We start from the raw sequence: 13,572 nt of genomic DNA, 5'->3' as shown, positions 1-13,572 counted from the left end.
CCAGCTCCCACAGGTACGGCGTTGCTCTCGAGGTTGTCTCGGTAATTGTGGGAGCTGGCTTGCCTGCGATGGGCCGCAAAGCGGCCCCTGATAGTTATTGTAATAATCCGGTTGTTATTCAGGCTTTTCCTACGCCAGTGAAAGATACTCTCCCACGGATGCCTCGTAGAATGGTGACAGTGTATTCCCACCTGTCACCCCACTTGTCCGCCCCATAGCGGGAAGTGGTCCGCTACTGGATATAACGAGAGCACCTGATGTTTGAACTCGATTTTTACGGGACGCTTGTAGCCGCCTCTTTGGTACTGTTATTGGGGCGCGGCCTGGTCGCGCGTATTGGTTTCCTGCGCACTTACAATATTCCTGAACCTGTCGCTGGCGGCCTGGTAGTGGCCTTGGCGCTCTTGGCGTTGCGCAGTTTCGATATCCACGTGCAATTCGATACTTCACTGCAAACCCCTCTGATGCTGGCATTCTTCGCCACCATTGGTTTGAGTGCAGACTTCGCCAGCCTGAAAAAAGGTGGCCGCGTGGTTACCGTGTTCCTGCTGGTGGTAACCGGCTTGCTGCTGGTCCAGAACGCCATGGGTATCGGCCTGGCAACGGCACTGGGCCTCGACCCGCTGATGGGCCTGCTGGCCGGCTCTATTACCTTGTCCGGCGGTCACGGTACAGGCGCCGCGTGGGGGGCCACTTTTACCGAAAAGTTTGGCCTGGCCTCAGCCTCCGAGCTGGCAATGGCATCAGCTACCTTCGGCCTGGTACTGGGCGGCCTGATTGGTGGCCCGGTCGCCAGGTTGCTGATCAAGCGGGTATCGACGCCTGGTATCGAAGAAGCAGCACCACAACTGCCCAAGGGTTTCGAACAACCGGACAAAGAGCGCCTGATTACACCGTTTTCATTTATCGAAACACTGGCGCTGATCGCTGTCAGTTTGCTCGCAGGCTCGTTACTTAACGGTTTGCTGAAAGGCACTGCATTTGAACTGCCAACGTTCGTTTGCGTACTGTTCGTGGGCGTGGTGTTGCGAAACGGCCTTTCGGCGCTCGGCTTTTATCAAGTCTTCGAGCGGGAAGTCTCGGTATTGGGCAATGTGAGCTTGTCGTTATTCCTGGCTATTGCCTTGATGTCGCTCAAACTGTGGGACCTTTCAGCACTGGCATTACCGTTCTTTGCATTGCTCGCCGCACAGACATTGGTCATGGCACTGTTCGCGATATTCGTCACGTTCCGGGTCATGGGCCGCAACTATGATGCAGCAGTACTGGCTGCCGGGCACTGTGGTTTCGGCCTGGGCGCAACGCCGACGGCAATCGCCAACATGCAAGCGGTGACCCAGCGCTACGGAGCCTCGCGCATTGCTTTCCTGGTGGTGCCGATGGTGGGGGCGTTCTTCATCGACATCATCAATGTCATCGTCATCAAGCTATATCTGGCGCTGCCCTGGTTTGCCTAGATCGAAGTCAGGCCGTGTTCCAGGGCGTATTTCACCAGTGCCGCAGGCGTATCGATGTTGAGCTTGCGCCTGATGCTCAGCCGGTAGGTTTCAACTGTTCGGACACTGATATCCAGCTCTCGGGCCATTTTCTTGTTGTTGTGCCCCTTGGCGATCATTGACAGCACTTGCAGTTCACGGGGTGTCAGCTCGTGCTCGTCCCGGTTGCTCCCGGCGAGCTTGCGAGTGATTTCCGAGCTGTAGAAGCGTCCTCCCGCGGCGATGGCCTCGATGGCCGCGATAAGCTCTGCGGAGGGCGCGTTCTTCAGCACGTAACCTAGCGCTCCGGAACTGATTGAAGTGCGCACGTACTCCTGGTTGTCGTACATGCTCAGCATGAGGATCCTGATATCCGGGTAGAGTTCGCGCAGCTTGCGCGTGAGCTCCAACCCATTCATGTCCTGAAGCCCTACATCGACCAGGAGGATGTCCACTTCGGTACTCGCTACCAACTCGATTGCCTGGGCCGCTGACTCGGCCTGGCCGACCACCTCGAAATGCGGGATCGCGCACAGCAGAGCCTTGACGCCATCACGCACAAGGACGTGGTCGTCGACCAGGGCGATTCTGACCGGATGGGTTACGCTCATGGGGGCCTCGAGGGTTGGAGTGGCAAAGCTGCTCAGCTGATCGTAACCGGTATCTGCACTTGTAGTTCGGTACGGCCGTAAGAGGATGCGATGTTGACGCTACCCGAGTGGTGCTCCACTCGTTCGCGAATGTTCCTCAGGCCGATACCGTGGCATTCGTCTGCTGCACGGGTGTCGAACCCTACCCCGTTGTCCTCGACACGCAACACGATCATGCCCTGCTGTTGCGTGACGGAAACGATCGCTGCAGTAGCCTTGGCATGACGCTCCACGTTCGCCAGGGCCTCTTGAATGATGCGGAACAGCGTCAACCTGAGGCTGGTATCGATGTCCGCCGCATCCATTCCACATTCATACTGAGTGTGAATCGAAGTACGTTGCTCGAACTCACTGACATGTTGCTCGATGGCCGGTGACAACCCCAACGTGTCCAGAAGCGAGGGGCGCAGATCATGGGAAATACGGCGTATCTCACCGATCGCCGCGCCAAGCCTGCAAGTACCTTTGCGCAGGTTTTCCAGGCCCTCGCTTCGGCCGTTGGCCAGTTCGATGGCGGCCAGCTCATACTGGAACTTGATCGACACCAGCTCCTGGCTGATCCCGTCATGCAGTTCACGCGAAACCCGCGAGCGCTCCTCCTCCTGCAGGTTCACGATCCGCTGGTTGAGCGTGGAAAGCTTACGGTCCGCCAGGCGATGTTCACTGACGTTCAGCATCAGGCCACCGGTAAAAATCACCAGTACGGCAATCAACGAGAACGAGGCGATCGCCAGAACCGTGGTCAGTACCCCGGTAGCGACTTCTTGCCGAGACTTGCGGGTCGCCACCTCCACATCGTCGATGTATATGCCTGTGCCAAGCATCCAGCCCCAACGGTCCAGCATCACGACATATGACAGTTTCCCGGTAATCTGCCCGGAAGAAGGCTTCTGCCAGTCGTACAGCTGGTATCCATCGCCCTCCCTGGCGCTCTTGAGTAGCGCCTGGATGACCGGTAGCCCGTTCTTGTCGGTCAGCGTAATGAGTTGCTTGCCAACCAGCTCGGACTGCCTCGGGTGCATCAGGTTCTTGCCCTGCTGGTCGTACACGAAGAAGTAGCCGTCGAGGCCGAAGTTGGCTTGGGACAGGATCTCCAGTGCACGCTGCCGAGTTGCTTCATCATCGGTGCTGCCTTCATACAACGGCGCGATGAGGCTCATCGCCAGGCCCAGGTAGTTTTTCAACTCGGCCTTCTTTGCTGCCATGATGCTGCTTTCGACCAGGCGTGCCTGTTCCTCCTCCAGCTTGCGGCTCTGGGCAAACACGAGGACACAGATGAACAGGACCGAAAGGATGAGTGGAAGCACACTGAGGGTGACGATCTTGTGCTTGAGTTGCATGGTCATTTCCAATGCAGGAGCGGGCCGGCAACAGCACTATGCCTGCTGCCGGCCTTACAATGCGAGAGCACCACGATGAACGTTGCGCCTGCCGGGGCTTGTCAGCGCTCAGCAGCAACGAACAGGGCGTCCCTTCCCACCACCGTAACGTGCCTCCTGTCGCTCCCGGAAAAACGCCTCGTAGGACATCAGCGGCTTTTCCGGGTGCTTGAGCTGCATGTGCTCCACATAGGCGTCGTAGTCTGGCATGCCGACCAGCATCCGGGCGGCTTGCCCCAGGTACTTACCCATCTTGCTCAGGTCATTGAACATTCCGGGCGCCCCCTCAGGCGTCCGGCTGTGGCTGGAACGGTGATTCCTTGTCGGTGCGCTCGGGCATTACCCAGGCACGGCGCCCAACCTTCACGGCAAAACAAAGAATGCTCAGGACCACCAACAGGAACAGTGCTGTCAGCGTCGCGTTGGTATAGGCATTGAACACAACGTGCTGCATTTGCATCAGATCCTTCGCAGGCGCCAGTACCTGGCCTGCGGCGGCAGCATCACTGTACTTCTTGGCAAGCGCCAGGAAGCCCATCGAGGGGTCCTTGTCCAGCAGCTTGATAAGACCGGCCGTAGTGGTGCAGATCAGCAGCCAGACGGCTGGAATCAAGGTAACCCAGACGTATCGCTGACGCTTCATGCGGATAAGCACCACACAGCCGAGCATGAGCGCGATCCCGGCCAGCATCTGGTTGGAGATGCCGAACAGCGGCCACAGGGTATTGATGCCACCCAGCGGGTCGATCACCCCTTGGTACAGCAGCCAGCCCCACATGGCCACGCAACCTGCGGTAGCGATCAGGTTCGCTGTCCAGGAGTCGGTCTTCTTCAGTGCCGGCACGAAATTGCCGAGCAGGTCCTGCAGCATGAAGCGTCCCGCACGGGTGCCGGCATCGACGGCAGTGAGGATGAACAGTGCCTCGAAGAGAATTGCAAAGTGGTACCAGAACGCCATGGTGTTCTCGCCTGGCAGCGCCTGGTGGAGGATCTGGGCAATCCCCACGGCCAAGGTCGGCGCTCCTCCGGCGCGAGCCAGAATGGTGTGCTCGCCAATGTCGGCGGCAGTCTGTTGCAGGATCTCCGGCGTTATGGTGAAGCCCCAGCTGCTCACGGTAGCCGCCACGGTCGCGACATCGCCACCCACCACGGCGGCCGGGCTGTTCATGGCGAAGTAGATTCCAGGTTCGATGACCGATGCCGCGACAATGGCCATGATCGCGACAAAGGACTCCATCAGCATCGCGCCGTAGCCGATGTAACGGGCATGACTTTCATTGGCCAACAGCTTGGGTGTGGTACCCGAGCTGATCAACGCGTGGAAGCCAGACACCGCGCCGCAAGCCACGGTGATGAACAGGAAGGGGAACAGGGCGCCCTTCCAGACCGGGCCCGTGCCATCGATGAAGTGGGTAACGGCTGGCATTTTCAGGTCGGGGGCGATGACCAGGATGCCGATTGCCAAGGCGACGATGGTCCCGATCTTGAGGAAGGTCGAAAGGTAGTCCCGTGGCGCCAGGATCAGCCAGACGGGCAGTACCGCGGCAACGAAGCCATAGCCGATGAGCATCCAGGTAATCTGCAACCCGGTGAAGGTGAACGCAGGCCCCCAGACTGGGTCGGCGGCGACCAGGCCACCGCACCAGATGGACGCCAGCAGCAAGACCACGCCGATCACGGAGATCTCACCGATACGCCCTGGGCGCAGGTAGCGCATGTAGACACCCATGAACACTGCAATCGGCAACGTGGCCATTACCGTGAACATGCCCCAGGGGCTCTCCGCCAGCGCCTTGACCACGATCAGCGACAACACCGCGAGGATGATGATCATGATCAGGAAGGCACCGAACAAGGCGATGGTACCGGGGATGGAGCCCATCTCTTCGCGTACCAGTTCGCCCAGGGAGCGACCATTGCGACGGGTGGAGATGAACAGCACCATGAAGTCCTGGACAGCACCCGCCAGGACCACACCGGCGATCAGCCAGAGCGTGCCGGGCAGGTAGCCCATTTGTGCGGCGAGCACCGGGCCAACCAGAGGGCCGGCGCCGGCAATGGCAGCAAAGTGGTGCCCGAAGAGAATGTGCTTGTTGGTCGGTACGTAGTCCAGGCCGTCGTTGTTGAGCACGGCGGGCGTGGCGCGTGCGGCGTCCAGTTGCATCACCTTGTTGGCGATGAACAGGCTGTAGTAACGATAGGCAATGAGGTAGATGGCAACTGCTGCGGTCACGATCCAGAGGGCGTTGATGGCTTCGCCCCTGCGTAGGGCAAGCGTGCCCAGCGCAAATGCACCAAGCAAGGCAACGGCAAACCAGGCAATTCGGGTAGCCAGTGTGGTCATCGAATTTTCTCCTGTCGCGGGTGGTAAACCTGCGACGGCTTTTGTTGTTGTATGTGTCCGGATAAGGACGGCGACACTTTCGCCATCCCTGGTCCACAAGAAAATTCGCAGTACTACGGGCGCGATCTACGTAGAACTACGTAGACCGCGCATCGCAAAAAGGACTGCCTGAAGGGCTGGCGGCTGTAACTCGCGCCCTGCAGGCAGGCTCGTATCGATTTCGATACGCCGTATTCAAATCGATACACATCCATTCGGATACGGCTGTGCAAGGGTTTGATCCCCAAACCCTTTTCCATCCCCCACCCGCTGTAGCGTTTTCATTCCACAAGAATGACAAAATGATTACGTAAAATAATTAACATATTGATTTATAACGATTTTTAACGATTGGCCGCATTTTTGCTAAGGGAATCCCAACCCCAAGAGCGCGGAGCCACTGCGCCTAACGCCCTGCTTCCCGAGGATTCCCCATGAGCGAGTTGCGTTTCACTGAAGATCACGAATGGCTGCGCGTCGAAGCCGATGGCAGCGTCACCGTGGGCATCACCGCCTACGCCCAGAACGCCCTTGGCGATGTGGTTTTCGTGCAACTGCCAGAGTTGCAGCAGTATGAGAAAGGCAGCGAAGCGTCCACCGTCGAGTCGGTCAAGGCCGCCAGTGGTGTGTACATGCCCCTGACCGGCGAAGTGGTCCAGATCAACGACCAACTCGAAGACAGCCCGGAACTGGTCAACGAAGACCCGATGGGCGAAGGCTGGTTCTTCCGTTTCATTCCCGCCGACGCCAGCGCCGTGGCCGCCCTGCTCGACCAGGACGCCTACGACCGCCTGATCAAAGCCAACGACGACGCCTGAGGAACCCCACCATGACCATCAACCTCGGCACCGCCAACGAATTCATCGCCCGCCACATCGGCCCGCGCGCCGCTGACGAGCAGGCCATGCTGGCCGCCCTCGGCTTCGACTCGCTGGAAGCCATGACCGCCGCGGTCATTCCCGACAGCATCAAAGGCACCAGCGTGCTCGGCTCGCACGACGGCCAGAGCGAAGCCGACGCGCTTGCCGCGCTCAAGGCCATCGCCGGCAAGAACCAGCTGTTCAAGAGCTACATCGGCCAGGGCTACTACAACACCCACACTCCGGCGCCGATCCTGCGCAACCTGCTGGAAAACCCGGCCTGGTACACCGCCTATACCCCGTACCAGCCAGAAATTTCCCAGGGCCGCCTGGAAGCGCTGCTGAACTTCCAGACCCTGATCAGCGACCTGACCGGCCTGCCGATCGCCAACGCCTCCCTGCTCGACGAAGCCACCGCTGCGGCCGAGGCCATGACCTTCTGCAAGCGCCTGTCGAAGAACAAGGCCAGCCACGCCTTCTTCGCCTCCGTGCACTGCCACCCGCAAACCCTCGACGTGCTGCGCACCCGTGCCGAGCCGCTGGGCATCGAGATCGTGGTCGGCGACGAGCGCGAGCTGGGCGATGTCAGCGCCTTCTTCGGCGCCCTGCTGCAGTACCCGGCCAGCAACGGTGAAGTGTTCGACTACCGCGAAGTGGTCGAGCGCTTCCACGCCGCCAACGCCCTGGTCGCCGTGGCCGCCGACCTGCTGGCCCTGACCCTGCTGACCCCGCCGGGCGAGTTCGGCGCCGACGTAGCCATCGGCAGCGCCCAGCGCTTCGGCGTGCCACTGGGCTTCGGTGGCCCGCACGCGGCCTACTTCTCCACCCGTGACGCGTTCAAGCGCGACATGCCGGGCCGCCTGGTCGGCGTGTCGATCGACCGCTTCGGCAAGACCGCCCTGCGCCTGGCCATGCAGACCCGCGAGCAGCACATCCGCCGCGAAAAGGCCACCAGCAACATCTGCACCGCCCAGGTGCTGCTGGCCAACATCGCCAGCATGTTCGCCGTATACCACGGCCCGGCCGGCCTCAAGCGCATCGCCGAACGTACCCATGCCCTGACCGCGATCCTGGCCGCCGGCCTGAAGACCCTGGGCGCGCAGGTAGTGGGCGCCAGCGCCTTCGACACCCTGACCCTGGCCACCGGCAGTGCCACTGCCAGCCTGCATGACAGGGCGCGCGCCCAGGGCATCAACCTGCGCCAGATCGACGCGGCCCACGTGGGCCTGTCGCTGGACGAAACCAGTAGCCAGGCCGATGTCGAGGCCCTGTGGCAGTTGATCGGTGGCGACCAGGCCCAGCCGGACTTCAACGCGCTGGCCGCCAGCACCGGCTCGCTGCTGCCTGCCGCCCTGCTGCGCCAGTCGGCCATCCTCGCGCACCCGGTATTCAACCGCTACCACAGCGAAACAGAGCTGATGCGCTACCTGCGCCGCCTTGCCGACAAGGACCTGGCGCTGGACCGCAGCATGATCCCGCTGGGCTCGTGCACCATGAAGCTGAACGCCGCCAGCGAAATGATCCCGGTCACCTGGGCCGAGTTCGGCAACCTGCACCCGTTCGCCCCGGCCGAGCAGAGCCAGGGCTACCTGCAGATGACCACCGAGCTGGAAGCCATGCTCTGCGCCGCCACAGGCTACGACGCCGTGTCGCTGCAGCCCAACGCCGGTTCCCAGGGCGAGTACGCAGGCCTGCTGGCCATCCGCGCCTACCACCGCAGCCGTGGCGAAGGCCACCGCGACATCTGCCTGATCCCGTCGTCGGCCCACGGCACCAACCCGGCAACCGCGCACATGGCCGGCATGCGCGTGGTGGTCACCGCCTGTGATGCCCGCGGCAACGTCGATGTCGAGGACCTGCGCGCCAAGGCCATCGAGCACCGCGAGCGCCTGGCCGCGATCATGATCACCTACCCGTCGACCCACGGCGTGTTCGAGGAAGCGATCGGCGAAATCTGCGCGATCATCCACGACAACGGTGGCCAGGTGTACATCGACGGCGCCAACATGAACGCCATGGTCGGCCTGTGCGCCCCGGGCAAGTTCGGCGGCGACGTATCCCACCTGAACCTGCACAAGACCTTCTGCATCCCGCACGGCGGTGGCGGCCCGGGCGTCGGCCCGATCGGCGTCAAGTCGCACCTGGCGCCGTTCCTGCCCGGCCACGCGCAGCTGGAAAACACCGAGGGCGCGGTTTGCGCTGCGCCATTCGGCAGCGCCAGCATCCTGCCGATCACCTGGATGTACATCCGCATGATGGGCGGTGCCGGCCTCAAGCGTGCCTCGCAGATGGCGATCCTCAACGCCAACTACATCGCCCGTCGCCTGGAAGAGCACTATCCTGTTCTGTATACCGGCGGCAATGGCCTGGTGGCCCACGAGTGCATCCTCGACCTGCGCCCGCTCAAGGACACCAGCGGTATCAGCGTCGACGACGTGGCCAAGCGCCTGATCGACTTCGGCTTCCACGCCCCGACCATGTCCTTCCCGGTGGCGGGCACGCTGATGATCGAACCGACCGAAAGCGAGTCCAAGGAAGAACTGGACCGTTTCTGCGACGCGATGATCCAGATCCGCGAAGAAATTCGCGCGGTCGAGAACGGTAGCCTGGACAAGGACGACAACCCGCTGAAGAACGCCCCGCACACTGCGGCCGAGCTGGTTGGCGAATGGGCCCATGGCTACAGCCGCGAGCAGGCGGTGTACCCGCTGCCGAGCCTGGTGGAAGGCAAGTACTGGCCGCCGGTCGGCCGGGTCGACAACGTGTTCGGCGACCGCAACCTGGTGTGCGCCTGCCCGTCGATCGAGAGCTATCAGGACGCCTGATAGCCCTCGGGCCCGCCACCTGACTCGAGGTGTGGTCCACTGTGGGAGCGGGCGTGCCCGCGAATGCGATGTTGGCTTCAACGACGCATTCGCGGGCACGCCCGCTCCCACAGGGTTCACCGTTTGCCCAATATTCCTGGCTGGAGGTCCACCATGTCTTTGAGCGTCTTCGACCTGTTCAAGATCGGCATCGGCCCCTCCAGCTCGCACACGGTCGGCCCGATGCTCGCCGCCGCGCGCTTCGCCGAAGGGCTGCGCCGTGATGGCCTGCTCGCCAGCACGGTCAGCGTCAAGGCCGAGCTGTATGGCTCGCTCGGCGCCACCGGCAAGGGCCACGGCAGCGACAAGGCCGTGCTGCTGGGCCTTGAAGGCGAACACCCCGATGTCATCGACACCGACACCATCCCTGCCCGCCTGCAGGCCATCCGCGACAGCGGTCGGCTGAACCTGCTCGGCGAGCACAGCATCGCGTTCATCGAAAAGCAGCACCTGGCGATGATCCGCAAGCCGCTGGACTACCACCCCAACGGCATGATCTTCCGCGCCTTCGACGAGGCCGGCCTGCAAATCCGCAGCCGCGAGTACTACTCGGTGGGCGGCGGTTTCGTGGTCGACCAGGACGCTGCCGGCCACGACCGCATCGTCGAGGACAGCACACCGCTGACCTACCCGTTCAAGACCGCCAAGGAGCTGCTCGGCCATTGCATCGGGCAAAACCTGTCGATCAGCCAGGTAATGCTGGCCAACGAGGCGGCCTGGCGCCCCGAGGCGGAAACCCGTGCCGGGCTGCTGCGCATCTGGCAGGTGATGCAGGATTGCGTCGAAGCCGGTTGCCAGCATGAAGGCATCCTGCCGGGCGGGCTCAAGGTCAAGCGCCGGGCACCGGCGTTGTACCGCCAGCTGAGCCGCAACCCGGAAGCCAGCCTGCGCGATGCCCTGTCGGTACTCGACTGGGTCAACCTCTATGCCCTGGCGGTGAACGAGGAAAACGCCTACGGCGGGCGTGTGGTCACCGCGCCGACCAACGGCGCGGCGGGCATTGTCCCGGCGGTGCTGCATTACTACATGCGCTTCGTACCGGGAGCCAACGAGGACGGGGTGGTGCGGTTTCTGCTCACCGCCGCGGCCATCGGCATCCTGTACAAGGAAAACGCCTCCATCTCCGGCGCCGAAGTAGGCTGCCAGGGCGAGGTTGGCGTGGCCTGCTCGATGGCCGCCGGGGCGCTATGCGAGGTGATGGGCGGCACCGTGCAGCAGGTGGAGAACGCTGCCGAAATCGGCATGGAACACAACCTGGGCCTGACCTGCGACCCGATTGGCGGGCTGGTCCAGGTGCCTTGCATCGAGCGCAACGCCATGGGCTCGGTGAAGGCGATCAACGCGGTGCGCATGGCCTTGCGCGGCGACGGGCAGCACTACGTGTCGCTCGACAAGGTCATCCGCACCATGCGCCAGACCGGCGCCGACATGAAAAGCAAATACAAAGAGACCGCCCGTGGCGGCCTGGCCGTCAACATCATCGAATGTTGACCCGACAACAACAGCAAGGAGTCACCGATGTCCGAAACACTGCTCAAGACCCCACTGCACGCCCTGCACCTGGAACTGGGTGCGCGCATGGTGCCGTTCGCCGGCTATGACATGCCGGTGCAGTACCCGTTGGGCGTGCTCAAGGAACACCTGCACACCCGCGAGCAGGCCGGCCTGTTCGATGTCTCGCACATGGGCCAGATCACCCTGCGCGGCAGCGATGCCGCCAAGGCCCTGGAAAGCCTGGTGCCGGTAGATATCATCGACCTGCCGGTGGGCATGCAGCGCTATGCCATGTTCACCAATGAGCAAGGCGGCATCCTCGACGACCTGATGGTCGCCAACCTGGGCGACGACACGCTGTTCCTGGTGGTCAACGCCGCCTGCAAGGACCAGGACCTGGCCCACCTGCAAGCGCACATCGGTAGCCGTTGCGAGGTGCAGCCGCTGTTCGAGCAGCGCGCTCTGCTGGCCCTGCAAGGCCCGGCGGCGGTCAAGGTGCTGGAGCGCCTGGCCCCGGAAGTGGCCGGCATGACCTTCATGCAGTTCCGCCCGGTGAAACTGCTGGGTGAAGACTGCTTCGTCAGCCGCTCGGGCTACACCGGCGAAGACGGCTACGAAATCTCGGTACCGGTACATGCCGCCGAAGCCCTGGCCCGCCGCCTGCTGGCCGAGCCCGAAGTACAGCCGATCGGCCTGGGTGCGCGTGACTCGCTGCGCCTGGAAGCCGGCCTGTGCCTGTATGGCCACGACATGAACACCGAAACCACGCCGGTGGAAGCCAGCCTGTTATGGGCCATTTCCAAGGTTCGCCGTGCCGATGGCGCGCGTGCCGCCGGTTTCCCGGGTGCCGAGGCCATCTTCGCTCATCAGCGCGATGGTGTGGAGCGCAAACGTGTGGGCCTGTTGCCGCAGGAGCGTACCCCAGTACGTGAAGGCGCGGATATTGTCGATGCAAACGATAAACCTGTAGGCAAAGTGTGCAGCGGCGGCTTTGGCCCGACACTCGGTGCACCTGTAGCAATGGGTTATATCGATAGTGAACATAGCGCTATCGACACCCCACTGTTTGCCGTGGTGCGCGGCAAGAAGGTTGCCTTGAAAGTCAGCAAAATGCCTTTCGTGGCACAACGTTACTACCGGGGCTGAAGCCGCTTTGTGAAGGTTGCGGGCAGGTTCGACATATTCGTTTTCGAACCTGTCCAATAACTTTTGAACATGGCGCCAGGCCAGGCGCCATGCCGTTTCCGACAAATCGGTCGGTTATCGGCAAACGGCCGATTTTCCATACGACCAAGGGCTTGTTTTTCGCTCGGGAGTTGGCGTAGAGTCACTGCACTGTGTTTGCATGGGTCGCAACAGTTCGTGACCTGGGCCAGTAGCCGCAATCTGCTACAACCCGTTCGACGTCTCTTACTTTCCTGCAACCCAGCCCAGTAATCTTTTGCTTCCTTTATTGCAAAAGAAACTGTCATCAAAATTCAAGCTTCATAGGAAATAAGACAATGGCTGAGCGTCAGAACGGTACCGTCAAGTGGTTCAATGACGAAAAAGGTTACGGCTTCATCACCCCAGAAAGCGGTCCGGATCTGTTCGTGCACTTCCGCGCTATCGAAGGTAACGGCTTCAAGAGCCTGAAAGAAGGCCAGAAGGTCACCTTCGAAGCAGTCCAGGGCCAGAAAGGCATGCAGGCTGACAAAGTTCAGGTCGCCGGCTAAGCCGAACCCGACTTCGAGAAAAGCCCCTGCCAAGTGCAGGGGCTTTTTTTTGCCCGTAGAATAGCGGCTTCGTCTTCTGGAGCCGTTTTGCATGTCCAAGCCTCTGCTCACACCCCAGGGTGATTTTCCGCCGGTCGGCCTGGGCCGGCGCCTGGCGGCGATGTTCTACGACTTCCTGCTGTGCACGGCGCTGCTGATCGTGACCGCCGGTGCCTACAAGATGATCCAGATGGCGATCATCGGCGAAGCCCGCATGCGTGAGCTGACCGAGGCTGGCGCACTGGACGGCGACCCGCTGTTGTCCACCGTGTTGCTGTTCGTCCTGTTCGGTTTCTTTGCCAAGTTCTGGACCCATGGCGGGCAGACCCTGGGCATGCAGGTGTGGGGCGTGCGGGTGCAGAACGCCGATGGCACGGCCATCAGCCTGTGGCAGGCGCTGCTGCGCTTCGTGGTGTCGATTGCCTCGTGGCTGTGCCTGGGGCTGGGGTTTTTCTGGGTGTTGATCGACAAGCGCCAGAGGGGCTGGCATGACATCTATTCGGAAAGCCAGCTGGTGCGGGTGCCGAAGCAGAAGAAATGAACTGAGACTTGTATTGCCTGCTCCGGCCTCTTCGCGGGCTTGCCCGCTCCCACAGGAACCTCACCATCCTCAGGACCTGTGATGAACCTGTGGGAGCGGGCAAGCCCGCGAAGAAGGCAACACAAATACCAGCAAAAAGCCGACCCTGAGGTCGGCTTTTTTGTACAGCTCA

The 13,572-nt window shown here is 61.7% G+C and carries 11 protein-coding genes; 7 read left to right on the top strand and 4 right to left on the bottom strand.

What is annotated here, in order from left to right; translation table 11 throughout:
* The first annotated feature begins 257 nt into the window (after positions 1-257).
* Positions 258-1,457, top strand: coding sequence for a sodium/glutamate symporter (gene gltS / locus CAG22_RS10930; protein ID WP_085705462.1), 1,200 nt, complete (start codon positions 258-260; stop codon positions 1,455-1,457).
* Here the strand turns inward: gltS and CAG22_RS10925 are convergent.
* From CAG22_RS10925 to CAG22_RS10910, 4 genes are all read right to left on the bottom strand, one after another.
* On the bottom strand, positions 1,454-2,086 hold the full coding sequence (locus tag CAG22_RS10925) for a response regulator transcription factor (RefSeq protein WP_085691748.1): 633 nt from the start codon (positions 2,084-2,086) through the stop codon (positions 1,454-1,456). The genes gltS and CAG22_RS10925 overlap by 4 nt on opposite strands.
* A gap of 32 nt (positions 2,087-2,118) precedes the next feature.
* Positions 2,119-3,465 carry a cache domain-containing protein gene (locus tag CAG22_RS10920; protein WP_085705479.1) on the bottom strand — a complete coding sequence of 449 codons (1,347 nt, stop codon included), beginning with the start codon at positions 3,463-3,465 and terminating at the stop codon, positions 2,119-2,121.
* Between the two features lie 108 nt (positions 3,466-3,573).
* Positions 3,574-3,777: a YbdD/YjiX family protein gene (locus CAG22_RS10915; RefSeq protein WP_003257949.1), complete on the bottom strand. Its 204-nt coding sequence runs from the start codon at positions 3,775-3,777 to the stop codon at positions 3,574-3,576.
* Between the two features lie 13 nt (positions 3,778-3,790).
* Positions 3,791-5,848, bottom strand: coding sequence for a carbon starvation CstA family protein (locus tag CAG22_RS10910; protein ID WP_025337847.1), 2,058 nt, complete (start codon positions 5,846-5,848; stop codon positions 3,791-3,793).
* A gap of 473 nt (positions 5,849-6,321) precedes the next feature.
* On the opposite strand from CAG22_RS10910, the gene gcvH reads away from it, so the two are divergent.
* The 6 genes from gcvH to CAG22_RS10880 all read left to right on the top strand — a co-directional run bounded on the left by gcvH (position 6,322) and on the right by CAG22_RS10880 (position 13,400).
* A complete protein-coding gene (gene gcvH / locus CAG22_RS10905; RefSeq protein ID WP_003257943.1) occupies positions 6,322-6,705 on the top strand; it encodes a glycine cleavage system protein GcvH in 384 nt (127 codons plus the stop codon).
* Positions 6,706-6,716: 11 nt separating this feature from the next.
* A complete protein-coding gene (gene gcvP, locus CAG22_RS10900; protein WP_085705461.1) occupies positions 6,717-9,572 on the top strand; it encodes an aminomethyl-transferring glycine dehydrogenase in 2,856 nt (951 codons plus the stop codon).
* A 153-nt stretch (positions 9,573-9,725) separates the two neighbouring features.
* Positions 9,726-11,102 carry an L-serine ammonia-lyase gene (locus CAG22_RS10895; RefSeq protein ID WP_085705460.1) on the top strand — a complete coding sequence of 459 codons (1,377 nt, stop codon included), beginning with the start codon at positions 9,726-9,728 and terminating at the stop codon, positions 11,100-11,102.
* Positions 11,103-11,129: 27 nt separating this feature from the next.
* The gene (gene gcvT, locus CAG22_RS10890) at positions 11,130-12,251 is read left to right on the top strand and encodes a glycine cleavage system aminomethyltransferase GcvT (RefSeq protein ID WP_085705459.1); all 1,122 of its coding nucleotides are present in this window, start codon (positions 11,130-11,132) and stop codon (positions 12,249-12,251) included.
* 356 nt (positions 12,252-12,607) lie between these two features.
* Positions 12,608-12,820, top strand: a complete 213-nt coding sequence (locus CAG22_RS10885; protein ID WP_003257941.1) for a cold-shock protein — start codon at positions 12,608-12,610, stop codon at positions 12,818-12,820.
* Positions 12,821-12,911: 91 nt separating this feature from the next.
* Positions 12,912-13,400, top strand: a complete 489-nt coding sequence (locus tag CAG22_RS10880) for an RDD family protein (protein ID WP_075043880.1) — start codon at positions 12,912-12,914, stop codon at positions 13,398-13,400.
* The last annotated feature ends 172 nt before the right edge of the window (positions 13,401-13,572 follow it).

The organism is Pseudomonas sp. B8(2017) (assembly GCF_002113575.1).
GTDB lineage: Bacteria > Pseudomonadota > Gammaproteobacteria > Pseudomonadales > Pseudomonadaceae > Aquipseudomonas > Aquipseudomonas putida_Z.
Note: the sequence above shows the minus strand (reverse complement) of the source record. Positions and strands in the feature narration are given on the sequence as shown.